Below are 25427 nucleotides of genomic sequence, written 5' to 3'. Positions count from 1 at the left end.
TGCACCAGGAGGAGCGCAATGCGGATCACGGGACTCGGCCACGCCGGGATGTTCATCGAGACGGTTGGCGGGAACATCATCTGCGACCCCGTGCTCGGACCGTCCTTCTTCGGCTCCTGGTTCCCCTTCCCCGACAACCGCGCGCTCGACTGGGAGCGCTTCGGGAGGGAAGCGGACTTCCTCTACATCTCGCATCGTCACCGCGACCACTTCGACCCGAAGCTGCTCGAGCGGTACATCCGCAAGGACATCGAGGTGCTGCTGCCCGAGTACCCGATCGACGATCTCGAGCAGGACATCCGGGCCCTCGGTTACACCAACATCACGTACGCGCCCGCGGGCGAGATCATCGAGCGCGGCGACCTCAAGATCATGATCACCCCGCTGCGCGCCCCCAGCGACGGCCCGATCGGCGACTCCTCGCTCAGCGTCGACGACGGCACCGGGTCGGTGCTGAACCAGAACGATTCGCACCCGCTCGACCTCGACAGCCTGCTGCACTTCGGCAAGCCCGACGCGTATTTCACCCAGGTCTCGGGCGCGATCTGGTGGCCGATGGTCTACGACCTCCCGATGGATGCGAAACAGAACTTCGCCCAGCTCAAGCGCGAGGCGCAGAACAAGCGCGCGATGTACTACATCGAGAAGGTCGATGCGCCGCACGTGTTCCCGATGGCGGGACCGCCCATGTTCCTGCGCGACGAGCTCTTCGACTTCAACGGCACGGGGCGCAACGGCGAATCGATCTTCACCGACCAGAAGCAGTTCCTCGCGCACATGAAGGAGCTGGCGCCGCAGTACGACGGTCAGCTCTTCATCCCCGGTACGGTCGTCACGGTCGCCTCGGGTGACGTCACGACCGAGCAGACGCTGTACACCGATGCCGAGATCTCGCACATCTTCGACGAGAAGTGGGACTACCTCGAGGAGCAGCGCGCCAGTCGTCAGCAGGAGATCCGCGACGAAGAGGCCTCGCGAGCCGAGGCGCTGCCCGCGGAGGAGATCCTCGCGGCGATCAAGGAGTGGTGGGAGCCGCTGCTGAAGAAGTCCCGCACGATCCGTCTCGGCGTCGGCGGCAACGTGCGGTTCCGGATCGGCGACCTCGACATGGTGGTCGACTTCCCGCGCGCCAAGGTGCGCGAGTACGCGGGGGAGGAGTGCGTCTACTGGTACACGATCCCCGCCGACCTCGTCTCGACGAACATCCGTGATCACGAGATTGACTGGTCGAACTCGATCTTCCTGTCGATGCAGTTCCAGGTCGGGCGCAGCGGCAAGTTCAACGAGTTCCTGACGACGTTCCTCAAGTGCCTGTCGGTCGACCGCATCGAGTACGTCGAGAACTGGTACCAGGAGCAGACCGACCAGACCGAGGACGCCGAGATCGGCGACTGGCTCGTGCAGCGTCGGTGCCCGCACCTGCGCGCCGACCTCACCCGCACCGGAACGGTCGACGGCGACGGCATCCTCACGTGCAGCATGCACGACTGGAAGTGGGACCTGAAGACCGGTCGCTGCCTCTCGACGAGCGGTCACCCGATCCGCTCCTCGAAGCTCGAGGAGCCGGCCGGCGACGTGCTCGCCGAGGCGAGCTGACCGCGTGACGCTCCCGGCCCTTGAGGGCGCGCGGTGGGTGGTGCGTTCGACGACCGATCGACTCCTGCGCATCGCAACGGACTTCTTCGCCGAGCAGGGTTTCGCCGTACGAGAGTCCGCGTTCACCGGTACCGCCGACGAGGCGGGATGGATCGCGGTCGCCCTCGAAGCGAGCGGACGAGGGGCGGCGGCGCACCGGAGGAGTCGCCTGGCGAGCTTCCTGGCCGGACGCCGGGAGGAATCGTCTCGGTCCGACACGCCGCAGGTCGTCATCATCGCGACGGCACGGCGCGTGTCGAACGGGATAGCCGAGCTCGTCGCCTATCCGCACGCCGCCCCGGAGAGTGCTCCCGCGATCGTCGAGACGGCGGCGGCTTCCATCGCAGCCGCGCTCGCGGCGATCACCTCTGCGGCCGGTGCCGAGTCGGCGATGCTTTCACACGAGCGCCTCCGCTCCGCACCAGAGGATGAATGCCCCGCTTCGGACGCGAGGGCCCGCGACGTGCTCGGCTGGCGCTGACACCCCGCTAGACTGGTGAGGAAAGCAACCTTTAACACCGTCCTGTGAGGCGGAGAAGGGAGCGGCTGATGAGTGCACGCACCGTCTTGCACGAAGCCGATATCTCGCGGGCTCTGACCCGTATCGCGCACGAGATCCTCGAATCGAATCGAGGGGCCGATGACATCGTCCTGCTGGGTATCCCGACCCGCGGAGTGACGCTCGCCCGTCGCCTCGGCGCTCTGATCAGCGAGATCGCTCAGCGTCCCGTTCCGGTGGGCGCCCTCGACGTCACGCTCTTCCGCGACGATCTGGCGAAGCATCCGACGCGTTCTCCGCGTCCGACCGAGATCCCCGCCGGCGGTATCGAGGGGCGCACGGTCGTGCTCGTCGACGACGTGCTCTTCTCCGGTCGGAGCATCCGTGCCGCGCTCGACGCGATCCAGTCGATCGGCCGCCCGTCCGTCGTGCGACTGGCGATCCTGGTCGACCGCGGCCACCGCGAGCTGCCGATCCGCCCCGATTTCGTCGGCAAGAACATCCCCTCCGCGCGCACCGAGCGCGTCAACGTGCGTCTCGTCGAGAATGACGGGGCCGAGGAGGTGACGATCGGCGAATGAGGCATCTCCTGGATACCCGCACCCTCGATCGCGCCACCGCGCTGCGCATCCTCGACGTCGCCGAGGACATGTCCGACACGCAGTCCCGCGAGGTCAAGAAGCTCCCGACCCTGCGGGGCAAGACCGTCGTGAACCTCTTCTTCGAGGACTCGACGCGGACGCGAATCTCGTTCGAGGCCGCCGCCAAGCGCCTCTCGGCCGATGTCATCAACTTCGCCGCCAAGGGCTCCAGCGTGTCGAAGGGCGAGAGCCTCAAGGACACGGCCCAGACCCTCGAGGCGATCGGTGCCGACGCGGTCGTCATCCGTCACCCCGGCTCCGGCGCCCCGCAGACGCTGGCGACGAGCGGATGGATCTCCGCCGGTGTCGTCAACGCCGGCGATGGAACGCACGAGCACCCCACTCAGGCGCTGCTCGACGCGTTCACGATCCGCAAGCGGCGGTTCGGTGCCGACAGCCGAGGCCGCGACCTCTCCGGCGTGCGCGTCGTGATCGTCGGCGACGTGCTGCACTCCCGGGTCGCGCGCTCGAACGTCTGGCTCCTCACGACCCTCGGCGCCGACGTCACCGTCGTCGCGCCGCCGACGCTCGTGCCGCAGAACGTATCGCTGTGGCCGATCCGCGTGGTCTACGACCTCGACGAGGCGCTGGCCGGCGAACCGGACGCGGTCATGATGCTGCGGATTCAGCTCGAACGGATGAATGCCGCGTATTTCCCTACTGAGCGGGAGTATTCACGGCGCTGGGGACTCGACGCACGGCGTGTGGCCGGTCTTCCGGACGGTAGCATTGTGATGCACCCCGGACCGATGAACCGCGGACTGGAGATCTCCTCCGAAGCGGCCGATTCGCCCCGCTCCACGGTGCTGGAGCAGGTCACCAACGGAGTATCCGTGCGCATGGCGGTGCTGTACCTGCTGCTGGCAGGGGAACGAGACGACGAACGAGGGGGAGACCTGTGAGCGAGACCCTCGTCATCACCGGCGCGAAGCTGCTCGGCACGGACAGTGCCGACATCATCATCGAGGACGGCCTGATCGCCGAGATCGGCAGCGGTCTCAGCCGCGCCGGGGCTCGAGTCATCGACGCCGAGGGCCTGGTCGCACTGCCGGGCCTGGTCGACCTCCACACCCACCTGCGGGAGCCCGGCTACGAGGCATCCGAGACCATCCTCACCGGCACGCGGGCCGCGGCATCCGGCGGGTTCACGGCCGTCTTCGCGATGCCGAACACCTCGCCGGTCGCCGACACCGCCGGCGTGGTCGAGCAGGAACTCGCCCTGGGCGAGGCCGCCGGCTACGCCACCGTGCAGCCGATCGGCGCGGTCACCGTCGGGCAGAAGGGCGAGCGGCTGGCCGAGCTCGGGGCGATGGCCTCCTCGCGCGCCCGGGTACGCGTCTTCAGCGACGACGGCTTCTGCGTCTTCGATCCGCTCATCATGCGGCGCGCGCTCGAGTACGTGAAGTCCTTCGACGGCGTCATCGCCCAGCACGCACAGGATCCGCGCCTCACCGAGGGCGCCCAGATGAACGAGGGCACCGTCTCGGCGGAGCTCGGGCTCACGGGCTGGCCCGCGGTCGCGGAGGAGTCGATCATCGCGCGTGACGTGCTGCTCGCCGAGCACGTAGGGTCGCGCCTGCACGTCTGCCATCTGTCGACGGCCGGGTCGGTGGACATCATCCGCTGGGCCAAGAAGCGCGGGATCGCGGTGACCGCCGAGGTCACCCCGCACCACCTGCTCCTCACCGACGAGCTCGTGCGAGGATACGACGCCCGCTACAAGGTCAACCCGCCGCTGCGCCGCGAGGAGGACGTGCTCGCCGTGCGCGAGGGCCTCGCCGACGGCACGATCGACATCGTGGCCACCGATCATGCGCCGCACCCGAGCGAGGCGAAGGCGTGCGAGTGGCAGGCCGCCGCGAACGGCATGGTGGGGCTCGAGAGCGCCCTGCGCGTCGTGCACCAGTCGATGGTGCAGACCGGACTGCTCGGCTGGGAGGACGTCGCTCGGGTGATGAGCGCGACCCCCGCCAGGATCGGTCGTCTCACCGGTCACGGCACACCGCTCCTCGCCGGACAGCCCGCGCAGCTCGCGCTCTACGACGCCTCGGTCGAGGGCGTCTTCAGCGAGGGGGACCTGCACGGGCGCAGCACCAACTCTCCCTACCTCGGTCGGGCCCTGCCCGGTCGGGTGGAGTACACGGTGCACGGCGGACGGCTGACGGTCGACGCCGGCTCGCTGGTCGAGGGCCTGAACGCATGAGCGCACGGGACATCGCAATCGCGATCACCATCGCTTTCGCCCTCCTCGTCCTGCTGACGATGCTGCTCTCGTGGCGACGACGGCAGCGACGCGATTCGGCGATCGTCGCTCCGCTGGGAGTGCCCGAGCACGCCGAGGTCGCGTCGCGTCATGAAGTGCTCTACGTCTCGACGACGAAGCACGACCAGCCCCTCGAGCGCCTCGCGATCTCGCCGCTGGCCTACCGCGCACGCGGTGAGCTCGCGATCACGGACCGCGGCGTGGCGCTCTGCCTCGACGGAGCACCGACCGTGTTCCTCGCCTCCTCCCGCCTGGTCGACATCGGCCGCGCGACCGTCACCATCGACCGCGTGGTCGAGCCGGGCGGACTCGTGCGGATCGACTGGCGGGCCGACGACCTCACCGTCGTCGATTCCTACCTGCGACTCGCCACCGGCGATCCCCAGAACCTCATCTCCGACCTGCGACGGCTCATCCCCGCCGCTCACGACACAGGAGCCACAGAATGACCGCTCTTCCCGAATCCGCCGTGCTCGTCCTCGAGGACGGCACCCGTTACACCGGCCGCGCGTACGGCGCGCGCGGCACCACCCTCGGCGAGGTCGTCTTCTCGACCGGAATGTCGGGTTACCAGGAGACGATCACCGACCCGTCGTACGCCGGCCAGATCGTGCTGCAGACCGCACCCCACATCGGCAACACGGGGATGAACGACGAGGACCCCGAGTCCCGCCGCATCTGGGTCGCCGGCTACATCGTGCGCGACCCCTCGCGCGTCGTCTCGAACTGGCGCGCGAACGCCTCGCTCGACGACGTCCTCGTGCAGGACGGGATCGTGGGCATCAGCGGCATCGACACCCGCGCCATCACGCGCCACATCCGTTCCGCCGGCTCCATGCGCGGTGGCATCTTCTCGGGAGCGGATGCCGCGCTCGACGCCGAGGAGCAGGTGCGCATCGTGCGCGAAGCGCCGCAGATGGCGGGTCAGAACCTGTCGGCCGAGGTCTCGGTCGACGCCGTCACGATCACGACGGCGCTGGGGGAGCGGGTCGGCAACCTCGCCGTCCTCGACCTCGGGGTCAAGCAGGCCACGATCGACAACCTCGCCTCCCGCGGTTTCGAGGTGCACGTGATGCCGCAGACGTCGACCATCGACGACATCCGCGCGATCGACCCCGTCGCCGTCTTCTACTCGAACGGCCCCGGTGACCCCGCGGCATCCGGCGACCACGTCGAGCTCCTGCGCGCCGTGCTCGACGACGGCCTGCCGTTCTTCGGCATCTGCTTCGGCAACCAGCTGCTGGGGCGCGCGCTCGGCCTCGGCACCTACAAGCTGCCGTTCGGACACCGCGGCATCAACCAGCCCGTGCTCGACAAGTCCACCGGGCGCGTCGAGATCACCGCGCACAACCACGGGTTCGCGGTCGACGCTCCGCTCGACGGCGCGTTCGACAGCCCGAACGGCTACGGCAAGGTCGAGGTCAGCCACGTCGGCCTCAACGACAACGTGGTCGAGGGCCTGCGCGCTCTCGACATCCCCGCCTTCTCGGTGCAGTACCACCCGGAGGCCGCGGCAGGACCGCACGACGCCAACTACCTCTTCGACCGGTTCCGCGACCTGGTCATCGCCAGCCAGAAGGACGCCAAGTAATGCCCAAGCGCGACGACATCAACTCCGTCCTCGTCATCGGCTCCGGCCCGATCGTCATCGGCCAGGCCTGCGAGTTCGACTACTCCGGCACCCAGGCGTGCCGCGTGCTCCGTGAGGAGGGCGTGCGCGTCATCCTCGTGAACTCGAACCCCGCGACGATCATGACCGACCCGGACTTCGCCGACGCCACGTACGTCGAGCCGATCACTTGGGAGGTCATCGAGACCATCATCGCGAAGGAGCGCCCCGACGCGATCCTTCCGACCCTCGGCGGCCAGACCGCGCTCAACGCGGCGATCCAGCTCCACAACCACGGCATCCTCGAGAAGTACGACGTCGAGCTGATCGGCGCGAACTTCGAGGCGATCAACAAGGGCGAGGACCGCCAGATCTTCAAGCAGCTCGTGCTCGACGCCGGCGCCGACGTCGCCGACTCGCGCATCGCCCACACCATGGACGAGGTGCTGGCGGCCGCCGACGAGCTCGGGTACCCGCTCGTGGTGCGCCCGAGCTTCACCATGGGCGGCCTCGGCTCCGGATTCGCCTACGACGAGGAGGACCTGCGGCGCATCGCCGGCGCGGGTCTGCACGACTCGCCCACCAACGAGGTGCTCCTCGAGGAGTCGATCCTCGGCTGGAAGGAGTACGAGCTCGAGCTCATGCGCGACACCTCCGACAACACGGTCGTCGTCTGCTCGATCGAGAACGTCGACCCGGTCGGCGTGCACACCGGCGACTCGATCACCGTCGCCCCGGCGCTCACGCTCACCGACCGCGAGTACCAGAAGCTGCGCGACATCGGCATCGACATCATCCGCGCCGTCGGCGTCGACACCGGTGGCTGCAACATCCAGTTCGCGGTGAACCCCGAGAATGGGCGCATCATCGTGATCGAGATGAACCCCCGCGTCTCGCGTTCGAGCGCGCTGGCCTCGAAGGCGACCGGATTCCCGATCGCGAAGCTCGCGGCGAAGCTCGCCCTCGGCTACCGCCTCGACGAGATCCCGAACGACATCACCGGCGTGACGCCGGCGAGCTTCGAGCCCACGCTCGATTACGTCGTGGTGAAGGTGCCCCGCTTCGCGTTCGAGAAGTTCCCGGCCGCCGACGTCACCCTCACGACCACCATGAAGTCGGTCGGCGAGGCGATGGCCATCGGTCGCAACTACGCCACGGCCCTGCAGAAGGCGCTGCGTTCCCTCGAGAAGCGCGGCTCGAGCTTCCACTGGGGTCCGGAGGAGCGCTCCGTCGAAGAGCTCCTCGAGATCTCGAAGACGCCGACCGACGGTCGCATCGTGGTGCTTCAGCAGGCGCTGCGCAAGGGCGCGACGATCGAGCAGGCCTTCGACGCGACCGCGATCGACCCCTGGTTCCTCGACCAGATCGTCCTCATCAACGAGGTCGCCGAGATCGTGCGCACCGCACCCGAGCTCGACGCCGCCACCCTGCGCTACGCCAAGGAGCACGGCTTCTCCGACGCGCAGCTGGCCGAGATCCGCGGCGAGAGCGAGGACGAGATCCGTGGCGTGCGCCGCGGCCTCGGCATCCGCCCGGTCTACAAGACCGTCGACACCTGCGCCGGCGAGTTCCCCGCCCTCACGCCGTACCACTACTCGAGCTACGACTTCGAGACCGAGGTCGAGCCCTCCGAACGCACCAAGGTCGTCATCATCGGCTCGGGACCGAACCGCATCGGACAGGGCGTCGAGTTCGACTACTCGTGCGTGCACGCGTCGTTCGCGCTGTCGGATGCCGGGTACGAGACCGTCATGGTCAACTGCAACCCGGAGACCGTGTCCACCGACTACGACACCTCGGACCGTCTGTACTTCGAGCCCCTGACGCTCGAAGACGTCCTCGAGGTCCTCGACGCCGAGGCCGCCAGCGGCACCATCCTGGGTGTCGTCTGCCAGCTCGGCGGCCAGACCCCGCTGGGGCTCGCGAAGGGCATCGAGGCGGCGGGGTACACGATCCTCGGAACGAGTCCTGCCGCGATCGACCTCGCGGAGGAGCGGGCGCTGTTCAGCGGCATCCTCGATGCCGCCGGGCTCGTGGCCCCGCGCCACGGTACCGCGATCGACGTCGACGGCGCCGTGGCGGTCGCCGAGGACATCGGCTACCCGGTGCTCGTGCGCCCGAGCTTCGTGCTCGGCGGTCGCGGCATGGAGATCGTCTACGACACCGAGAGCCTGCGCGACTACTTCGTGCGCACCGCCGGCGAGGTCGTCATCGAGGAGGGCAAGCCCCTTCTCGTCGACCGCTTCCTCGACGACGCGATCGAGATCGACGTCGACGCGCTGTTCGACGGCACCGAGCTCTACATCGGCGGCGTGATGGAGCACCTCGAGGAGGCCGGCATCCACTCCGGCGACTCGAGCTGCACCCTCCCGCCCGTCTCGCTCGGACGCAGCGACATCGATCGGGTGCGCACCGCGACGCTCGCGATCGCTCAGGGCGTCGGAGTCCGCGGCCTGCTGAACGTGCAGTTCGCGATCAGCGCCGGCGTGCTCTACGTGATCGAGGCCAACCCGCGCGCCAGCCGTACGGTCCCGTTCGTCTCGAAGGCGCTGGGGATCCCGCTCGCGAAGGCGGCCAGCCGCGTCATGGCCGGCTCCACGATCGCCGAGCTGAAGTCCGAGGGCATGCTGCCCGAGAACGACGGTTCGCGGGTGCCGCTCGGCTCGCCCGTCGCGGTGAAGGAAGCCGTGCTCCCGTTCAAGCGCTTCCGCACCAAGGACGGCAAGATCGTCGACTCCGTGCTCGGACCGGAGATGCGCTCGACCGGTGAGGTCATGGGCATCGACAAGGACTTCCCGACGGCCTTCGCCAAGAGCCAGGCTGCGGCATACGGGGGCATGCCCACCTCGGGCACCGTGTTCATCTCGGTCGCCGACTCCGACAAGCGGGCGGTCATCCTGCCCGCGCACCGGCTGCAGCAGCTCGGTTTCACGATCGTCGCGACCGAGGGTACGGCGGAGATCCTCTCCCGCAACGGCATCGCGGTGCAGGTCGTGGAGAAGTTCAGCGAGACCCAGGAGTCGGGCGCGCAGAACATCGTCGACCTGATCAACGACGGAGCGATCGACATCGTCGTGAACACCCCCTCGGGTGGCACGGCGCGTGCCGACGGCTACGAGATCCGCGCGGCGGCCGTCGCCGCCGACAAGGCGCTGTTCACGACCATGGCCGTGCTCGGCGCTGCCGTGAGCGGTATGGACGCGGCCGACGAGGGCTTCCAGGTGAAGAGCCTGCAGGAGTATGCGCTCGACCGTCAGGCCACGGTGTGAGTGCAGGTTTCGGTGAGCGGGCGCGCGCGGGGATCCTCGCGCGCGGCCCGCTCTGCGTCGGAATCGATCCGCACGCGGCGCTGCTGGCGTCGTGGGGTCTGACCGACGACGCCCGAGGCGTGCGGGAGTTCGGTCTTCGCACGGTGGATGCCGTCGCCGAGCGCGTCGCCTTCGTGAAGCCGCAGGTCTCGTTCTTCGAGCGTTTCGGTTCGTCGGGCTTCGCGGCCCTCGAGGACGTACTGGCCGCTGCACGGCGAGCAGGCCTGCTGGTGATCGCCGATGCGAAGCGCGGCGACATCGGCAGCACCATGGATGCGTACGCGGCCGCCTGGCTGACCCCGGGCTCGCCGCTCGAGGCCGACGCGCTGACGGTGAACCCGTACCTCGGTGTAGGGGCGCTCGGTGGCGCTCTCGCTCTGGCGCACACGCACGGGAAGGGGCTGTTCGTCCTGGCGGCGACCAGCAACCCCGAGGCGCGGTCGCTGCAGGCGTCGACGGGTTCCGGCGGCTCGACCGTTTCCGCGCAGGTGATCGACGAGGTGTCCACGCGCAACGCCGCCGCCGTCTCCGACGGCGAGTGGGGGAGCGCGGGCTTCGTGATCGGTGCGACCGTGGACTGGACGGATGCCGCGATCGCGGCGTTCGCCCCACCCGCGCCCATCCTCGCTCCGGGGTTCGGAGCGCAGGGCGCGACCCCGCAGGATCTGCGCCCGCGTTTCGGCACCATGGCGCCGTGCGTGATCGCGAGCGAGAGCCGGAGCGTTCTCGCCGCCGGCCCGAACGGATTGGCCGATGCCGTGACCGCGCGCGTCGCAGAGTACGAGGAGTCCCTGAATGTCTGATGTCCGGGTGGTTCCCGAGGTCGACCGCGCCGCGGCGGCGCGCAAGGCGGTCGAACGCCGGCGTGCACGCGCATCGCTCAAGCGCGATCTGACCACGCGCGTGGTGACGCCGCAGGCGGTGCTGCGACGCGCGACGGAGGATGCCGACTCGGTCGAAGGTTCGTTGCGGATCACCGACTTCCTGCTGGCGCTCCCGGCGATCGGGGCGGGCAAGCGCGATCGCGTCCTCGACGAGTTGCGGATCTCCCCGGTGAAGCGCCTCGGCGGACTGGGCGTGCGTCAGCGCGCCGCGCTCTCGGAGTGGCTCGACGGCCGCTTCCCGGTTCCGGAGCCGCGCGGGGCACGCAGCCGACTGCTCGTCCTCGCGGGCCCGACGGCTGTCGGCAAGGGCACCGTGGCGGCGCACATCCGCGAGAACCACCCCGAGATCCACCTCTCGGTCTCGGCCACGACGAGGGCTCCGCGACCGGGCGAGATCGACGGAGTGCACTACTACTTCGTCGACGACGCCGACTTCGATCGGCTCATCGCCGAGGGTGAGCTCCTGGAGTACGCCGTCGTGCACAACCGCTCCCGCTACGGCACGCCGCGGGCGCCGATCGACGCCGCACTGGCCGAGGGCAGGACGGTGCTGCTCGAGATCGATCTGCAGGGCGCGCGCCAGGTGCGGGCAGCCGAACCGTCGGCCACGCTCATCTTCCTGCTGCCGCCGAGCTGGGACGAACTGGTGCAGCGGCTGGTCGGACGAGGCACCGAGGGCCCCGAGGAACGGGCGCGCCGACTGCGCACCGCGAAGGTCGAACTGGCCGCGCAGAACGAGTTCGACCACCTCATCGTGAACGAGACGGTCGCCGCTGCGGCCGACGAGGTCGTAGAATTGTCTTCAAGCTCTGCGCGCTGAGTGCTCTCGCGCGCCCATCGCACCGTCTTCGCGACGATCCCGTCGCCTGATCAGGAGGTCTCATCATGGCCGGACACCACACCAAGGGCATCATCGATCCCCCCATCGACAACCTGCTCGACCGCGTCGACTCGAAGTACGAGCTCGTGATCTACGCGTCGAAGCGCGCACGTCAGATCAACGACTACTACTCCGATCTGCACGAGGGCAACCTCTTCGACAACGTCGGCCCGCTCGTCGACTCCTCGGTCGAGGACAAGCCGCTCACGATCGCGCTGCACGAGATCAACGAGGACAAGCTCCGCCTGCGTCACGCAGAGTGATATTCGCGGCCCGCGCACCCGCTCTGTCGGTGGCGCGGGCCAGAATGGGTTCATCAGCCCTTCCCCTTCCGATCCCGTTCTGGAGTCCCCGATGAGCGCCCTGCGTCTGTTCACGTCCGAGTCCGTCACCGAAGGGCACCCGGACAAGATCTGCGACCAGATCTCGGACAGCATCCTCGACGGTCTGCTCTCGAAGGACCAGGACTCCCGCGTCGCGGTCGAGACCCTCGTCACCACCGGCCTCGTGCACGTGGCCGGCGAGATCCGTACCGAGGCGTACGTCGACATCCCGACGATCGTCCGCCAGGTGGTCAACGGCATCGGCTACACCTCCAGCGAGACCGGCTTCGACGGCGACTCCTGCGGCGTGAGCGTCTCCGTGGGCGAGCAGTCCACCGACATCGCGCACGGCGTCGACAACGCGCAGGAGCACCGCGACGGCTCCTCCGTCGACCCGCTCGACGGGCTCGGAGCCGGCGATCAGGGCATCATGTTCGGGTTCGCGACGAACGAGACGCCGCAGCTCATGCCCATGGCGGCGTGGACGGCGCATCGCATCGCCGAACGCCTCACCGAGGTCCGCCGCAGCGGCGAGCTCCCCTTCCTCCGCCCCGACGGCAAGACGCAGGTCACGCTCGGCTACGACGGCTTCACCCCGAAGACCGTCGACGCGGTCGTCGTGTCGACCCAGCACCACCCCGACATCTCTCAGGACGAGCTCAAGTCCCTAGTGCGCGAGCGTGTGATCGCGCCCGTGCTCGCGACCACGGGCCTCGACCTCGATGACGTCACGTATTACATCAACCCTGCGGGCCCGTTCGTCACGGGTGGCCCCAAGGGCGACGCCGGCCTGACCGGACGCAAGATCATCATCGACACCTACGGCGGGGCTGCGCGCCACGGCGGGGGAGCGTTCAGCGGCAAGGACCCGTCCAAGGTCGATCGCTCGGGCGCTTACGCGACCCGCTGGGTCGCGAAGAACGCGGTCGCGGCCGGACTGGCGGACCGGCTCGAGGTGCAGGTCGCCTACGCGATCGGCGTCGCGCGCCCCGTGGGCCTCTACGTCGAGACCTTCGGCACCGGCAAGGTCTCCGACGAGATCATCACCCGGGCCATCAACGAGGTCTTCGATCTGCGACCGCAGGCGATCATCGAACAGCTCGACCTGCTGCGCCCGATCTACGCGCAGACCGCTGCCTACGGTCACTTCGGCCGAGAGCTGCCCGACTTCACGTGGGAGCGCACGGATCGGGTCGACGAGCTGCGCCGCGCCGCCGGCCTGTGACGGAACGCCACCTCCCATGAGCGCCGAGAGCCGGCGCATCGCGCGCGTGCTGCTCGACTCGCCGCTGCCGCAGCTCGACCGTCTCTTCGACTACGCGGTTCCCGCCGAGCTCGGCGACGTCGCGCCCGGTGTGCGCGTGAAAGTGCCGCTGCGCACGGCGGGGCGGGTGATCGACGGCTACGTCGTCGAGGTCGGCACCGAGGACGACGCCGACCGGCCGCTGTCCGAGGTCGACACCGTCGTCTCTCCGGTCCAGGTGCTGCCGGAGCGATTGCACCGGCTCGCCCGAGCGGTCGCCGATCGCGCGGCGGGTTCGGCATCCGACATCCTCCGCCTCGTCATCCCGAAGCGGCAGGTGCGCGTCGAGAAGGCCTGGACCGCCGACTCCTCGCCGTTCGAGCCGTCCGCCGAGGTCGTCGCCGCAGCGGAGGCCGTCGTCTCCCTGTACGACGGACTGGGGGAGACCCTGAGCGACGGAGGACGTGCAGCGGTCGAGGCCATTCCGGGTCTCGACGACGGCCGACCGGCATGGGCCGTGCTTCTCGCCGGCGCAGCCGTGCGCACTCTCGCCGCCGGGAGATCATCGATCCTGGTCGTTCCCGATCACCGTGATCTCGATCGGGTGCTCGCCGCCCTCGCCGACCTCGTGCCGGCGGAGCAGGTGGTGCGCTACGACTCGCGCCAGACGAACCCGGATCGTTACCGCGCATTCCTCCGCTCGCTCGAGGACGCGCCCTGCATCGTCGTCGGCAACCGCTCCGCCGTCTATGCGCCCGTGCGGGCGGGACTCGTCGTGATCTGGGACGACGGCGACCCGTTGCTCGGCGAGCCGCTGGCCCCGTACGTCAACGCGCGCGATGCGGCCCTCCTCCGTCAGGGCGAAGAGGGGTCCGCTCTCCTCCTCGCCGGGCACACCCGCACGACCGACGTCGAACGTCTCGTCGCCCTCGGGTGGCTCCGTGACATCCGAGCGACACGCCGCGTCCTTCCCCGCGTCATCCTGAGCACGCCGCAGGAGATGGAGCAGCCCACCGCGCAGCGCATGCCCTCGTCGGCCTTCCTCGCCGCCCGTGAGGCGACGGCGGAGGGCCCCGTGCTCGTCCAGGTGTCGCGCCCCGGGTTCGCTCCTTCCCTGGTGTGCGCCGAGTGCCGGGCACCCGCGCGCTGTGCGCACTGCGGCGGTCCCCTCGGCGCACGCCATCGGGGCGCGGTGCCGGTGTGCGGCTGGTGCGGTCGGAGCGCACGCGCCTGGACCTGCCCGACGTGCTCGTCGACGAAGCTGCGCCTCGCATCCTCGGGCAGTGAGCGCACGGCGGATGAGCTCGGACGCGCCTTCCCGGGAGTCCGTGTGATCGTGGCGGACGGTGCGCACCCCGTCGAGCGGGTCGATGCGAAGCCCGCGCTGGTCGTGGCGACGCGCGGTGCCGAACCCGCAGCCGAGGGCGGGTATCGAGCGGTCGTCCTGCTCGATGGCCCGCGGATGCTGCAATCGCCGGACCTTCGTATCGGCGAGTCGTGTCTGCGCTGGTGGTCGAACGCTGCGGCTCTCGCGGCTCACGGCGCACCCATCCACCTCGTCGGCGTGAACGGCCAGGCCGCGCGCGCGCTGGCGACCTGGAACCAGAGCGGTTACGCCCGCTCCGAGCTCGAGAGCCGGGCCCCCCTGCACATGCCGCCCACGACGCGCGTCGCTCTCGTCGAGGGGTCGGCTGCCGCCGTCTCGCGCGCGCTCATCGCGCTCGGCGAGCTCGCGCTCCCGTCGGATGCCGTGCTGGGACCCGTACCCGTCGAGTCCGACGACATCCCTGCCCGCGTGCGCGCGCTCGTACGATTCGAGTACGGCGCCGGAACACGGGTGGTGACCGCGCTGCGCGCCGCCGTCGTCGCCGAAGCGGTCGCCAGCCGCCGCGGCCGCGGGAAGAATCCGCGGAGCACCCTCACCGTCCGCCTCGATATCCTCGATCCTGAACTCTGATCCCTCCGGAGAACCTTTCATGCGCCTCGTCTTCGCCGGCACACCGGCCGCCGCCGTTCCCACGCTCCGCCGCCTGGCGACCGAGCACGATGTCGTCGGTGTCGTCACACGACCCGATGCGCCGCTCGGACGCAAGCGGGTGCTCACGCCGTCCCCGGTCGCCCAGGCCGCTGTCGAGCTCGGCATCCCCGTCATCGCCGCTGCCCGCCTCGACGCCGAGGCGACCGAACGCATCCTCGCCCTCGAGCCGGAGCTCGGCGTGATCGTCGCCTACGGTGGCCTCGTGCGGGAGCCGCTCCTCTCGGGGCCCCGCGAGGGCTGGATCAACCTGCATTTCTCGATCCTGCCCGCGTGGCGCGGCGCCGCACCGGTGCAGCGCGCGCTGATCGCCGGCGATCCCGTGCTCGGTGCGAGCGTGTTCCGACTCGTCGCAGAGCTCGACGCGGGCGATGTGTTCGCGACGCGGGAGATCGCGCTTCCCGACTCGTCGACCGCGGACGTCGCCCTCGCGACACTCGCCGACGACGGTGCGGCGCTCACCGCCGACGTGGTCGCCGCGATCGCCGACGGCAGCGCCCGCGCCGTTCCCCAGACGGGAGAGCCCTCCTTCGCCCCCAAACTCACGCTCGAGGACGGCGCCCTCGACTGGTCGGCCCCGGTCGAGGTCGTCTTCGCGCGGTTCCGCGGGGTCACCCCCGAACCCGGCGCGCATACGACCGTCGGCGGACAGCGGGTGAAGATCCTCGAAGCCGCTCCTACTGCCGAGAGGGCTCAGCTCGCACCAGGGGAGATCAGCGCGACGAAGACGGCGGTGCTGATCGGCACCGCGTCGGCCCCGCTCGCCGTCACGCGCGTGCAGCCCGCGGGCAAGGGAGCGATGAACGCCGCCGACTGGTGGCGCGGACAGCGGGACGCCGAAGGGATGCGTGCAGGATCATGAGCGACGACAAGCGACGGCGCCAGGGCAAGCCCGGGCCCTCCCGTCCCCGGACCGATGCCACGCAGCGATCGGCACGGGGCAGCGGTCAGCGGGTGCAGGCCCGCACCGTGCAGCCCGCACGACGGGTGGCCTACGGAGTGCTTCGTGCCGTGTCCGAGGACGACGCCTACGCGAACCTCGCGCTGCCGCACGCGATCGGCGAAGCCGGTCTCACTCCGCAGGACGCGGCGCTGGCGACCGAGCTGACCTACGGCACACTCCGCCGTCGCGGCACCTACGACGCGATCATCTCCGCCGCCGCCGATCGTCCGGTCGACTCGATCGATCCCGCGGTCCTCGATGCGCTGCGCCTGGCCGTGCATCAGCTGCTCGCCACGCGCGTGGCATCGCACGCCGCGGTGAACGAGTCGGTGAACATCGTCGCCACCGAGGTGAGCCGGGGAGCGTCGAGCTTCACCAACGCCGTGCTCCGCCGCGTCTCGCGCGAGACGCCGGGCGAGTGGCAGGACAAGATCGAGTCGTCCGCGCGGTCCGACGACGAGCGCCTGGCACTGCGCAGCGCGCATCCCGTCTGGGTGATCCGTGCGCTTCGCCGTGCGCTCGACGCCGAGGGCCGGGTGTCGGAGCTCGATGCGCTTCTCGAGGCCGACAACGCCTCTCCCGAGGTGACGCTGGTCGCCCTTCCCGGGCTCGCCGAGCCGGCGGAGCCCCGTCGCCCGTATGCCGCGACCGCGTTCGGATCGCCCGGCGGCGATCCCCACCGCATCATCACCGATGCGCGCGGAACCGTCCGCGTGCAGGACGAGGGCTCGCAGCTCGTCGCGCTGGCTCTCGCCGCGGCGAAGCCGATAGCCACCGGAGAGAAGTGGCTCGACCTCTGCGCGGGCCCCGGCGGCAAGACCGCACTGCTCGGCGCGATCGCCCACGAGACCGGTGCCGTACTCGAAGCGAACGAGGTGGTCCCGACCCGCGCGGGGCTGGTGCGCAGCGCGCTGCGCCCGGTCCCCGGAGACATCCCGGTGCACGAAGAGGATGGCCGTATGCTCGCCGCCTCTCGCCCCGGCGAGTTCGATCGCGTGCTCGTCGACGCTCCCTGCACCGGTCTCGGTGCGCTGAGGCGACGCCCGGAGGCGCGCTGGCGCAAGTCACCCGCCGATGTCGCCGAGCTGGTTCCGCTCCAGGAGCAGTTGCTGTCGGCGGCGGTCGACGCACTCGCGCCCGGCGGCATCGTGGCCTACGTCACCTGCTCGCCTCACCTCGCCGAGACGACCGGAGTGGTGCAGGAGGTTCTGCGCGGTCGGGAGGACCTCGTCGAGCTCGATGCCCTGGCCGTGATTTCCGAGATCTCCCGTTCGCCGATCGATCTCGCATCCGACGGCCGCGCCGAGTCCGGTTCCGTCCAGCTGTGGCCGCACCGTCACGGCACCGACGCCATGTTCCTCGCGCTCCTGCAGCGCGTACCGAAGGGAGAGTGACCGTGGAGCTTCCCCGCGCGCCGCGCATCAACCCGAGCATCCTCGCCGCCGATTTCGTCAACATGCAGAGGGACCTCGCGAAGATCGCCTCCGCCGACTTCGCGCACGTCGACGTCATGGACAACCACTTCGTGCCGAATCTCACGTTCGGACCGCAGATGGTCGAGCGCATCCAGGCGACGAGTCCGATCCCGCTCGATGTGCATCTGATGATCTCGGATCCCGACCGCTGGGCTCCCGGTTACGCCGAGCTGGGGGCCGCGAGCGTGACGTTCCATCTCGAGGCCGCCGCCGATCCGGTGGCGCTCGCCCGCCGTCTGCGCGACATCGGTGCGCGTGCCGGCGTGGCGATCAAGCCGGGGACGGCGGGGGAGAGTCTCTACGACATCCTCGACGAGTTCGATCAGATCCTCGTGATGACCGTCGAGCCCGGCTTCGGCGGCCAGGGGTTCATGCCCGAGACGATGCCGAAGCTGCGCGGACTCGCCGACGAGGCGCGGCGTCGGGGATCCGATGTCTGGTTGCAGGTGGACGGGGGGATCTCCGATCGCACGATCGAGATCGCCGCAGCCGCGGGGGCCGACACCTTCGTCGCGGGATCGGCGGTGTACGGTGCCGACGACGTCGAAGCCGCCGTCACGCGGCTCAGGGGCCTCGCGGGAGCCGGTAGCCTGGAAGCGTGAAGACTTTCGACGAGCTGTTCGCCGAGCTCAGCGTCAAGGCCGAGACCCGACCCGAGGGATCGGGCACGGTCGCCGAGCTCGACGGCGGCGTGCACACCATCGGCAAGAAGATCGTCGAGGAGGCCGCCGAGGTCTGGATGGCCTCGGAGTACGAATCCGATGAGGCCGCCGCCGAGGAGATCTCCCAGCTGCTCTACCACGTTCAGGTGATGATGCTCGCGAAGGGACTCTCCCTGCAGGACGTCTATCGACATCTGTGATGCGCTCCGCCCATCCCGATTCGATCTGAAAGTCAGACATGCTGCGCATTGCCGTTCCCAACAAGGGCTCTCTCTCCGAGACCGCCGCCGAGATGCTCGCGGAGGCCGGATACGCCGGCCGGCGCGACCCCAAGACCCTGCACGTGATCGACGCCGAGAACGACGTCGAGTTCTTCTTCCTCCGCCCGCGCGACATCGCCACCTATGTGGCCTCCGGCGCGCTCGACGTGGGGATCACCGGTCGTGACCTCCTCCTCGACGTGCAGCAGCCCGCGCGCGAGATCGAGCAGCTCGGATTCGGTGGCTCGACGTTCCGCTTCGCGGGCCCTCCGGGGCGTTTCTCCTCGCTGGAGGACCTCGAGGGCGTGCGCGTCGCGTCCGCCTACCCGGGCCTCGTCGGAGCCTTCCTGCGCGAGCACGGTGTCACCGCCGAACTCGTGCAGCTCGACGGTGCCGTCGAGTCGGCCGTGCGCCTGGGAGTGGCGGATGCGGTAGCCGATGTTGTCTCGACCGGTACGACCCTCCGCCAGGCGGGTCTGGAGATCTTCGGCCCGGTGATCCTCGAGTCCGAAGCCGTGCTGATCAGCCGTGACGGCGATGCAGATGGAACCGACACGCTGCTGCGTCGCCTGCGCGGGGTGATGGTCGCCCGCCGCTACGTGCTGGTCGACTACGACCTGCCGGCCGAACTCGTCGATCAGGCCGTCGCGATCGCTCCGGGGCGCGAGTCTCCGACGATCTCGCCACTGCGCGATCCCGCCTGGGTCGCCGTCCGGGTGATGATCCCGCGCAAGCGCGTGAACCAGGTGATGGACGACCTCTACGCGCTCGGAGCGCGGGCGATCCTCGTCACCGCCATCCACGCCGCGAGGCTCTGATGGCTCTCGCGCGGCGCGTGATCCCGTGCCTCGACGTCGCCGACGGCCGCGTCGTGAAGGGCGTGAACTTCGAGAACCTCCGCGACATGGGGGACCCTGTCGAACTCGCCCGGCACTACGCCGCTCAGGGCGCGGACGAGATCACCTTCCTCGATGTCACGGCCACGGTCGACGCCCGTGCGACGACCTACGACGTCGTGCAGCGCACGGCGGAGCAGGTCTTCGTGCCGTTGACCGTCGGCGGGGGAGTGCGCACCGTCGACGACGTGGCTCGGCTTCTGGCCGTGGGCGCGGACAAGGTCGGCGTCAACTCCGCGGCCATCGCGCGGCCCGACCTCATCGGCGAGATCGCCGACCGCTTCGGCGCACAGGTGCTCGTGCTGTCGCTCGACGTCAAGCGCGCGGGGAACACCGCTTCCGGTTTCGTCGTCACCACGCACGGAGGCCGCACGCAGACGACGCTCGATGCCCTGGAGTGGGCGCGCGAAGCTGCCGAGCGCGGCGCCGGAGAGCTTCTCGTGAACTCGATCGACGCGGATGGCACGCGCGACGGTTTCGACCTCGAGCTGGTGAGCCTCATGCGTGAGGTCGCGACCGTCCCCGTGATCGCCTCCGGTGGTGCCGGTGCCGTGGAGCACTTCGCCCCGGCGATCCACGCGGGAGCCGATGCCGTGCTCGCCGCCAGCGTGTTCCACACGGGCGCGCTGACCGTCGGCGACGTGAAGGATGCGCTGCGCGCAGAAGGAGTGCTGGTCCGATGACCGATCTCGATGCCAGAGTCGCCCAGGTGGCCTGGAACTCCGATGGGCTCGCCCCGGTGATCGTGCAGCAATACGACTCGCACGAGGTGCTCATGATGGCGTGGGTCGACGAGGAGGCCCTGCGGCGCACTCTCACGTCCGGTCGTGCGACGTACTGGTCGCGTTCCCGCCAGGAGTACTGGCGCAAGGGCGACACCTCCGGCAACATCCAGGTCGTGCACGGAGCCCGACTCGACTGCGACGGCGACGCGATCCTGCTCTCGGTCGATCAGACCGGCCCCGCGTGCCACACGGGGACGCGCACGTGCTTCGACACGACCAATCTCGAAGCCGCGGTCGGGGGCGCGTCCGAATGAACGTGGCGCGACGCGGACGTTCGATCACCCTCCTCGGGTTCCTTCTCGCCGGCGCGATCGGGATCATCTCGTCGACGCAGACCTGGCTGACCGTGCAGCGAGCGGATGCCGGTGCCGAGATCCTCGTCCCCGGAGCGTCCGCTCTGGTGCTGCTCGCCCCGCTGAGTCTCGCCGTGCTCGCGCTCGGCGCGGCGCTGTCGATCGCCGGCCCGGTACTGCGCTTGATCTTCGCGGTGCTCGCCGCCGTGGCCGCCGTGTTCCTCGGGTGGTCGACGCTCCAGATGCTCGTCGGGGTGCCGCTGTCCGCCGTGGCTCCGACGGTGACCGAGGCGACGGGTCTCGCCGGTGATTCCGCCGTCGAGACGGTCGTCGCGTCGATCACCCCCTCGGCCTGGCCGGTCATCGCACTGGTCGGGTGGGTGCTGCTCCTCGCCGCCGCGGTGTTCGCGCTGTGCACCTGGCGACGCTGGAAGAGCGGCGGGCGTCGGTACCGCACGGGAGACGACGTCCCCGCCCACACCGACGGCCCCGTCGACGCGATCGATTCCTGGGACGACCTGTCCCGCGGAACCGATCCGACCCGATGACCCCGATAGACTGAATCCGATCCCGCTGTCGTTCCCCGGAGGAGACCATGACCAACCCGATCGCCGACCCCGGCCACGGACACTCGCCTGCGGCTTGGACCGCTGTCGTGATCATGCTCATCGGCTTCACCGCCGCCACGGTCGCGTTCTGCTTCGAGCAGCCGACCCTCGTCTGGATTACGGCCGCGTTGATCCCGATCGGTGCGCTCGTCGGTTGGATCCTCGCCAAGGCCGGTTACGGCGTGAAGGGCCCCAAGTACTCGCCGAAGGCGCACTAGTGGTTCTCGCCGACCTGACGGCCGGCGCTGTCGCAGACGCCGAGCGTCGCGCCCTGTCGCGTCCGTTGGCGCAGGTCGAGCGAGAAGCCCTCGCGCGGCCCGCCGCGAAGGATGCGCTGTCGTTCCTCGCGCCCGCGGAGCGAGTGAAGATCATCGCCGAGGTCAAGCGTGCGAGTCCGTCGCGCGGGGCACTCGCCGACATCCCCGATCCGGCACTCCAGGCCTCGCTGTACGAGACCGGCGGTGCGTCGGCGATCAGCGTGCTGACCGAGGAGCGTCGTTTCGGTGGCAGTCTGGCCGACCTCGAGGCCGTCACCGCCCGCGTGTCGCTGCCGGTGCTGCGCAAGGATTTCATCGCCACCCGCTATCAGGTGCTCGAAGCACGCGCGGCCGGCGCCGACCTGGTGCTGCTGATCGTCGCCGGACTGGAGCCCGCCGTGCTGCGGGAGCTCTTCGGGTTCATCGGCGAGCTCGGTATGACGCCGCTCGTCGAGACGCACTCCGCCGACGAGCTGGAGGCGGCGATCGATCTCGGCGCACCGCTCATCGGGGTGAACGCACGCGACCTGACGACGCTCGAGCTCGATCGCGATCTCTTCGGACGACTGTCCGACCGCATCCCGACCTCCGCGATCAAGATCGCCGAGTCCGCGGTCCTCACACCCGCCGACGTCGCTCACTACCGGGGTGCGGGCGCCGACGTCGTCCTCATCGGCGAGGCGCTCGTCACCGGCGATCCGGTCGCGACACTCACCACTTTCCTGGAGGCCGGCGAATGAGCCTGCGTGAACAGCATGGTCCGTACTTCGGAAGCTTCGGTGGCCGGTACATGCCGGAATCGCTCATCGCGGCGATCGACGAACTGACGGCAGCCTACGAGGCCGCGGTCGCCGATCCGGAGTTCCGTGCGGAACTCGCCGGGCTCCTGACCTCCTATGCCGGGCGCCCGTCGATCCTCACCGAGGTGCCGCGCTTCGCCGAGCACGCCGGGGGAGCGCGCGTCTTCCTCAAGCGCGAGGATCTCAACCACACGGGTTCCCACAAGATCAACAACGTTCTGGGGCAGGCGCTGCTGACGAAGCGCTTGGGCAAGACCCGCGTCATCGCCGAGACCGGTGCGGGGCAGCACGGTGTCGCCACCGCCACCGCCGCCGCGCTCTTCGGACTCGAATGCACCATCTACATGGGCGAGGTCGACACCGAGCGCCAGGCGCTCAACGTCGCGCGCATGCGGCTGCTCGGTGCAGAGGTCGTCGCGGTGACCTCCGGTTCGCGCACCCTCAAGGACGCGATCAACGACGCGTACCGCGACTGGGTCGCCTCGGTCGAGACCACCAACTACATCTTCGGCACCGCCGCGGGTCCGCACCCGTTCCCGGCGATGGTCCGAGACTTCCAGAAGATCATCGGCGAAGAGGCGCGCGAGCAGCTCCTCTCCGAGGTCGGACGCCTTCCGGACGCCGTCGTGGCGTGCGTCGGAGGGGGCTCCAACGCGATCGGCATGTTCGACGCGTTCCTCGACGACGAGGGCGTGCGACTGTACGGCGTCGAGGCCGCGGGCGACGGCGTCGACACCCCGCGGCACGCAGCGTCGATCGAGCGCGGCCGTCCGGGTGTGCTCCACGGTTCGCGCACCTACGTTCTGCAGGACGGCGACGGCCAGACCGTCGAGTCCCACTCGATCTCGGCCGGCCTCGACTACCCGGGGGTCGGGCCGGAGCACTCGTGGCTCGCCGACATCGGGCGAGCCACATACATCCCCGCCACGGATGACGAGGCGATGCAGGCGCTGCGCCTCCTCAGCCGCACCGAGGGCATCATCCCGGCCATCGAGTCGGCCCACGCTCTCGCCGGCGCGCTGCGCATCGGACGCGAACTCGGACCGGATGCCGTCATCGCGGTGTGCCTGTCGGGACGCGGGGACAAGGACATGGCGACGGCCGCGACCTACTTCGACCTCTACGACGCCTCGACGACCGATGGAGGAGATCAGTGAGTCGCATCGAGCGCGCCTTCGAGAAGGCGGAGTCCGAGGGGCGCAAGGTCTTCGTCGGCTACCTCCCGGTCGGCTACCCCGATCTCGAGACGAGCATCCAGGCGGCGATCACCCTCGCTCGCAACGGGGTCGACATCATCGAACTCGGACCGCCCTACAGCGATCCGGTCATGGACGGCGCCGTCATCCAGGAGGCGACGACCGCCGCGCTGGCTGCCGGCTTCCGGACGGCCGATCTCTTCACCGCGCTGCGCGCCATCACCGCGGCCACCGATGTTCCGGTCCTCGTCATGACCTACTGGAACCCGGTCGTGCAGTACGGCGTCGATCGGTACGCCGACGACCTGCTCGCCGCCGGTGGGGCGGGGCTCATCACCCCCGACATCACGCCCGAGGTCGCCGACGAGTGGATCGCCGCGAGCGAGCGCACCGGCCTCGACCGGGTCTTCCTCGCCGCACCGACCTCGTCCGATGAACGACTCGCCCTGGTCGTGCGTTCCTCCACCGGTTTCGTCTACACCGTCTCGACCATGGGGATCACGGGGGAGCGGGCCGAACTGGACCGCGCCGCCCGTACCCTCGTCGGGCGCCTGCGCGCACAGGGCGCCACCCGCGCCTGCGTCGGGATCGGCATCTCCACGCCCGAGCAGATCGCCGCGGTGTCCGAGTACGCCGACGGTGCGATCGTCGGTACGGCGCTCGTCCGCGCCCTCCGCGACGGGGGCCTCGACGCTCTCGCCGAGGTCACCCGAACCCTGGCCGACGGCACGTCGTCGTCGCGCCCCGTCACCGAGAAGTAGGATCGCACTCATGTCCCTCGCGCTCCACAGCACCCTCACCGGCGTGCTCACCAGCATCCCGAGCCCGCCCGAGCGAAACTTCGTGTTCCTCGGTCTCTCGATTCACTACTACGCGCTGTGCATCATCGCGGGGATCATCGTCGCCACGCTGCTGACCAACCACCGCCTCACCAAGCGCGGAGCGGAGCCGTGGGTCGTCATCGACATCTCGATCCTCGCGGTCCCGCTCGCCATCATCGGTGCGCGGATCTTCCACGTCGCCACCCACCCGAACGACTACTTCGGCGAGGGCATCAACACGTGGAACCCGTTCCAGCCCGGATCCGTCTGGGCGATCTGGGAGGGTGGCATCGCCATCTTCGGCGCCCTCATCGGCGGTGCAGTCGGTGCGTACCTCGGCTGCAAGTGGACCGGCATCCGGTTCTGGACCTTCGCCGACGCTCTCGCACCGGGACTGCTCCTCGCGCAGGCGATGGGCCGCTTCGGCAACTGGTTCAACCACGAGCTCTTCGGCCTCCCGACCGATCTGCCCTGGGGACTCGAGATCGAGTCGACGAACAGCGCCTTCCCGCCCGGACTCCCGGAGGGCACGCTCTTCCACCCGACCTTCCTCTACGAGGTCATCTGGAACGGCCTGGGCGTCATCGTGCTGCTGTGGCTCGGTCGCAAGCTGTTCTTCCAGTGGGGCCGCCTCTTCGCGATCTACCTCATCTGGTACAGCGCAGGACGCGTCGTCTGGGAGTCGATCCGCATCGACCCGAGCGAGATCATCCTCGGCCTGCGAAGCAACGTCGCAGCCGCGATCCTCGGCATCATCGTGGGTCTCGTGATCCTCGTCGTGCAGACGCGTCGCCACCCCGGACTCGAGCCGTCGCCGTACGCGCCCGGCCGGTCGCGGAAGGACCAGGACGACGCTGATGTACAATCGCAGGACAATCCCTCTGACTTCGTCGACGTGAGCGAGCCTCCGGCAGACGACGTCACCGCAGGAGCTACCGCCACAAGCACCGCTCCCACGAGCGAGAACGGCTCCCGATAGCCGCCACCTCGTGGCGCGAGAGAACCATTGCACTGAACGAGCGGGCCAACGTCGTCCCCGGTGTCACTTGAATATCTGAGGACGGTAACTGGTGTACTTCCAGCCCCCTTACGGCGCCTCCGGCGCTTATCC

Annotated in this window: 26 protein-coding genes; all 26 read left to right on the top strand. The window is 69.5% G+C overall.

Translation table 11 applies throughout. From position 1 onward, the window contains the following. The first annotated feature begins 18 nt into the window (after positions 1-18). The 26 genes from ACZ5Y9_RS09765 to lgt all read left to right on the top strand — a co-directional run bounded on the left by ACZ5Y9_RS09765 (position 19) and on the right by lgt (position 25295). Positions 19-1596, top strand: a complete 1578-nt coding sequence (locus ACZ5Y9_RS09765) for a Rieske 2Fe-2S domain-containing protein (RefSeq protein ID WP_247622445.1) — start codon at positions 19-21, stop codon at positions 1594-1596. A 4-nt stretch (positions 1597-1600) separates the two neighbouring features. Then, positions 1601-2116, top strand: coding sequence for a hypothetical protein (locus ACZ5Y9_RS09760; protein WP_464471233.1), 516 nt, complete (start codon positions 1601-1603; stop codon positions 2114-2116). 68 nt (positions 2117-2184) lie between these two features. After that, positions 2185-2715, top strand: a complete 531-nt coding sequence (gene pyrR, locus ACZ5Y9_RS09755) for a bifunctional pyr operon transcriptional regulator/uracil phosphoribosyltransferase PyrR (protein ID WP_247622447.1) — start codon at positions 2185-2187, stop codon at positions 2713-2715. Beyond that, on the top strand, positions 2712-3677 hold the full coding sequence (locus tag ACZ5Y9_RS09750) for an aspartate carbamoyltransferase catalytic subunit (RefSeq protein WP_247622448.1): 966 nt from the start codon (positions 2712-2714) through the stop codon (positions 3675-3677). Before pyrR ends, ACZ5Y9_RS09750 begins: the two co-directional genes overlap by 4 nt. After that, a complete protein-coding gene (locus ACZ5Y9_RS09745; protein WP_247622449.1) occupies positions 3674-4978 on the top strand; it encodes a dihydroorotase in 1305 nt (434 codons plus the stop codon). The genes ACZ5Y9_RS09750 and ACZ5Y9_RS09745 overlap by 4 nt, the downstream gene beginning before the upstream one ends. Further along, positions 4975-5487 carry a PH-like domain-containing protein gene (locus tag ACZ5Y9_RS09740; RefSeq protein ID WP_247622450.1) on the top strand — a complete coding sequence of 171 codons (513 nt, stop codon included), beginning with the start codon at positions 4975-4977 and terminating at the stop codon, positions 5485-5487. Before ACZ5Y9_RS09745 ends, ACZ5Y9_RS09740 begins: the two co-directional genes overlap by 4 nt. Further along, the gene (gene carA / locus ACZ5Y9_RS09735; RefSeq protein WP_336640347.1) at positions 5484-6629 is read left to right on the top strand and encodes a glutamine-hydrolyzing carbamoyl-phosphate synthase small subunit; all 1146 of its coding nucleotides are present in this window, start codon (positions 5484-5486) and stop codon (positions 6627-6629) included. The genes ACZ5Y9_RS09740 and carA overlap by 4 nt, the downstream gene beginning before the upstream one ends. Next, a complete protein-coding gene (carB, locus tag ACZ5Y9_RS09730) occupies positions 6629-9916 on the top strand; it encodes a carbamoyl-phosphate synthase large subunit (RefSeq protein ID WP_247622452.1) in 3288 nt (1095 codons plus the stop codon). The genes carA and carB overlap by 1 nt, the downstream gene beginning before the upstream one ends. Continuing rightward, entirely contained in the window at positions 9913-10758 is an 846-nt protein-coding gene (gene pyrF / locus ACZ5Y9_RS09725; RefSeq protein ID WP_464471232.1) for an orotidine-5'-phosphate decarboxylase, read from the top strand. Before carB ends, pyrF begins: the two co-directional genes overlap by 4 nt. Then, entirely contained in the window at positions 10751-11659 is a 909-nt protein-coding gene (gene gmk / locus ACZ5Y9_RS09720; protein ID WP_464471231.1) for a guanylate kinase, read from the top strand. Before pyrF ends, gmk begins: the two co-directional genes overlap by 8 nt. Before the next feature lie 65 nt (positions 11660-11724). After that, a complete protein-coding gene (gene rpoZ, locus ACZ5Y9_RS09715; protein ID WP_247622455.1) occupies positions 11725-11982 on the top strand; it encodes a DNA-directed RNA polymerase subunit omega in 258 nt (85 codons plus the stop codon). A 91-nt stretch (positions 11983-12073) separates the two neighbouring features. Beyond that, positions 12074-13267: a methionine adenosyltransferase gene (gene metK, locus ACZ5Y9_RS09710; RefSeq protein ID WP_247622456.1), complete on the top strand. Its 1194-nt coding sequence runs from the start codon at positions 12074-12076 to the stop codon at positions 13265-13267. Positions 13268-13283: 16 nt separating this feature from the next. Next, a complete protein-coding gene (locus tag ACZ5Y9_RS09705) occupies positions 13284-15242 on the top strand; it encodes a primosomal protein N' family DNA-binding protein (RefSeq protein ID WP_464471230.1) in 1959 nt (652 codons plus the stop codon). A 19-nt stretch (positions 15243-15261) separates the two neighbouring features. Beyond that, positions 15262-16182, top strand: a complete 921-nt coding sequence (fmt, locus tag ACZ5Y9_RS09700; protein WP_464471229.1) for a methionyl-tRNA formyltransferase — start codon at positions 15262-15264, stop codon at positions 16180-16182. Beyond that, the gene (locus ACZ5Y9_RS09695) at positions 16179-17657 is read left to right on the top strand and encodes an RsmB/NOP family class I SAM-dependent RNA methyltransferase (RefSeq protein WP_464471228.1); all 1479 of its coding nucleotides are present in this window, start codon (positions 16179-16181) and stop codon (positions 17655-17657) included. Before fmt ends, ACZ5Y9_RS09695 begins: the two co-directional genes overlap by 4 nt. Positions 17658-17719: 62 nt before the next feature. Further along, the gene (gene rpe, locus ACZ5Y9_RS09690; protein ID WP_247624690.1) at positions 17720-18340 is read left to right on the top strand and encodes a ribulose-phosphate 3-epimerase; all 621 of its coding nucleotides are present in this window, start codon (positions 17720-17722) and stop codon (positions 18338-18340) included. Beyond that, positions 18337-18600: a phosphoribosyl-ATP diphosphatase gene (locus ACZ5Y9_RS09685; RefSeq protein ID WP_017202142.1), complete on the top strand. Its 264-nt coding sequence runs from the start codon at positions 18337-18339 to the stop codon at positions 18598-18600. The genes rpe and ACZ5Y9_RS09685 overlap by 4 nt, the downstream gene beginning before the upstream one ends. A gap of 38 nt (positions 18601-18638) precedes the next feature. Further along, complete coding sequence (gene hisG, locus ACZ5Y9_RS09680) at positions 18639-19478, top strand: ATP phosphoribosyltransferase (RefSeq protein ID WP_247632201.1); 840 nt, start codon at positions 18639-18641, stop codon at positions 19476-19478. Then, positions 19478-20239 (top strand): imidazole glycerol phosphate synthase subunit HisF, encoded by a 762-nt coding sequence (gene hisF / locus ACZ5Y9_RS09675; protein WP_247622461.1) that lies wholly within the window; start codon positions 19478-19480, stop codon positions 20237-20239. The genes hisG and hisF overlap by 1 nt, the downstream gene beginning before the upstream one ends. Beyond that, entirely contained in the window at positions 20236-20595 is a 360-nt protein-coding gene (hisI, locus tag ACZ5Y9_RS09670) for a phosphoribosyl-AMP cyclohydrolase (protein WP_464471227.1), read from the top strand. Before hisF ends, hisI begins: the two co-directional genes overlap by 4 nt. Beyond that, positions 20592-21182 (top strand): Trp biosynthesis-associated membrane protein, encoded by a 591-nt coding sequence (locus ACZ5Y9_RS09665; protein WP_464471226.1) that lies wholly within the window; start codon positions 20592-20594, stop codon positions 21180-21182. Before hisI ends, ACZ5Y9_RS09665 begins: the two co-directional genes overlap by 4 nt. 47 nt (positions 21183-21229) lie before the next feature. After that, on the top strand, positions 21230-21460 hold the full coding sequence (locus ACZ5Y9_RS09660) for an HGxxPAAW family protein (protein ID WP_247622464.1): 231 nt from the start codon (positions 21230-21232) through the stop codon (positions 21458-21460). Beyond that, complete coding sequence (trpC, locus tag ACZ5Y9_RS09655; RefSeq protein ID WP_464471225.1) at positions 21460-22239, top strand: indole-3-glycerol phosphate synthase TrpC; 780 nt, start codon at positions 21460-21462, stop codon at positions 22237-22239. The genes ACZ5Y9_RS09660 and trpC overlap by 1 nt, the downstream gene beginning before the upstream one ends. Next, a complete protein-coding gene (gene trpB, locus ACZ5Y9_RS09650) occupies positions 22236-23456 on the top strand; it encodes a tryptophan synthase subunit beta (RefSeq protein WP_404596391.1) in 1221 nt (406 codons plus the stop codon). The genes trpC and trpB overlap by 4 nt, the downstream gene beginning before the upstream one ends. Then, the gene (trpA, locus tag ACZ5Y9_RS09645; RefSeq protein ID WP_247622467.1) at positions 23453-24256 is read left to right on the top strand and encodes a tryptophan synthase subunit alpha; all 804 of its coding nucleotides are present in this window, start codon (positions 23453-23455) and stop codon (positions 24254-24256) included. Before trpB ends, trpA begins: the two co-directional genes overlap by 4 nt. A gap of 10 nt (positions 24257-24266) precedes the next feature. Continuing rightward, a complete protein-coding gene (gene lgt / locus ACZ5Y9_RS09640) occupies positions 24267-25295 on the top strand; it encodes a prolipoprotein diacylglyceryl transferase (protein WP_464471224.1) in 1029 nt (342 codons plus the stop codon). Positions 25296-25427: the final 132 nt, after the last annotated feature.

The sequence above is a fragment of the Microbacterium sp. T3-8 genome (assembly GCF_055398145.1).
Note: the sequence above shows the minus strand (reverse complement) of the source record. Positions and strands in the feature narration are given on the sequence as shown.

Excerpts from the sequence above, each read along its gene's own strand:
- ACZ5Y9_RS09765 (WP_247622445.1), top strand. The coding sequence starts at position 19 with ATGCGGATCACGGGACTCGGCCACGCCGGGATGTTCATCGAGACGGTT.
- pyrR (WP_247622447.1), top strand. The coding sequence starts at position 2,185 with ATGAGTGCACGCACCGTCTTGCACGAAGCCGATATCTCGCGGGCTCTG.
- ACZ5Y9_RS09750 (WP_247622448.1), top strand. The coding sequence starts at position 2,712 with ATGAGGCATCTCCTGGATACCCGCACCCTCGATCGCGCCACCGCGCTG.
- ACZ5Y9_RS09740 (WP_247622450.1), top strand. The coding sequence starts at position 4,975 with ATGAGCGCACGGGACATCGCAATCGCGATCACCATCGCTTTCGCCCTC.
- carA (WP_336640347.1), top strand. The coding sequence starts at position 5,484 with ATGACCGCTCTTCCCGAATCCGCCGTGCTCGTCCTCGAGGACGGCACC.
- carB (WP_247622452.1), top strand. The coding sequence starts at position 6,629 with ATGCCCAAGCGCGACGACATCAACTCCGTCCTCGTCATCGGCTCCGGC.
- gmk (WP_464471231.1), top strand. The coding sequence starts at position 10,751 with ATGTCTGATGTCCGGGTGGTTCCCGAGGTCGACCGCGCCGCGGCGGCG.
- rpoZ (WP_247622455.1), top strand. The coding sequence starts at position 11,725 with ATGGCCGGACACCACACCAAGGGCATCATCGATCCCCCCATCGACAAC.
- metK (WP_247622456.1), top strand. The coding sequence starts at position 12,074 with ATGAGCGCCCTGCGTCTGTTCACGTCCGAGTCCGTCACCGAAGGGCAC.
- ACZ5Y9_RS09705 (WP_464471230.1), top strand. The coding sequence starts at position 13,284 with ATGAGCGCCGAGAGCCGGCGCATCGCGCGCGTGCTGCTCGACTCGCCG.
- fmt (WP_464471229.1), top strand. The coding sequence starts at position 15,262 with ATGCGCCTCGTCTTCGCCGGCACACCGGCCGCCGCCGTTCCCACGCTC.
- ACZ5Y9_RS09695 (WP_464471228.1), top strand. The coding sequence starts at position 16,179 with ATGAGCGACGACAAGCGACGGCGCCAGGGCAAGCCCGGGCCCTCCCGT.
- rpe (WP_247624690.1), top strand. The coding sequence starts at position 17,720 with ATGCAGAGGGACCTCGCGAAGATCGCCTCCGCCGACTTCGCGCACGTC.
- hisG (WP_247632201.1), top strand. The coding sequence starts at position 18,639 with ATGCTGCGCATTGCCGTTCCCAACAAGGGCTCTCTCTCCGAGACCGCC.
- hisF (WP_247622461.1), top strand. The coding sequence starts at position 19,478 with ATGGCTCTCGCGCGGCGCGTGATCCCGTGCCTCGACGTCGCCGACGGC.
- hisI (WP_464471227.1), top strand. The coding sequence starts at position 20,236 with ATGACCGATCTCGATGCCAGAGTCGCCCAGGTGGCCTGGAACTCCGAT.
- ACZ5Y9_RS09665 (WP_464471226.1), top strand. The coding sequence starts at position 20,592 with ATGAACGTGGCGCGACGCGGACGTTCGATCACCCTCCTCGGGTTCCTT.
- ACZ5Y9_RS09660 (WP_247622464.1), top strand. The coding sequence starts at position 21,230 with ATGACCAACCCGATCGCCGACCCCGGCCACGGACACTCGCCTGCGGCT.
- trpB (WP_404596391.1), top strand. The coding sequence starts at position 22,236 with ATGAGCCTGCGTGAACAGCATGGTCCGTACTTCGGAAGCTTCGGTGGC.
- lgt (WP_464471224.1), top strand. The coding sequence starts at position 24,267 with ATGTCCCTCGCGCTCCACAGCACCCTCACCGGCGTGCTCACCAGCATC.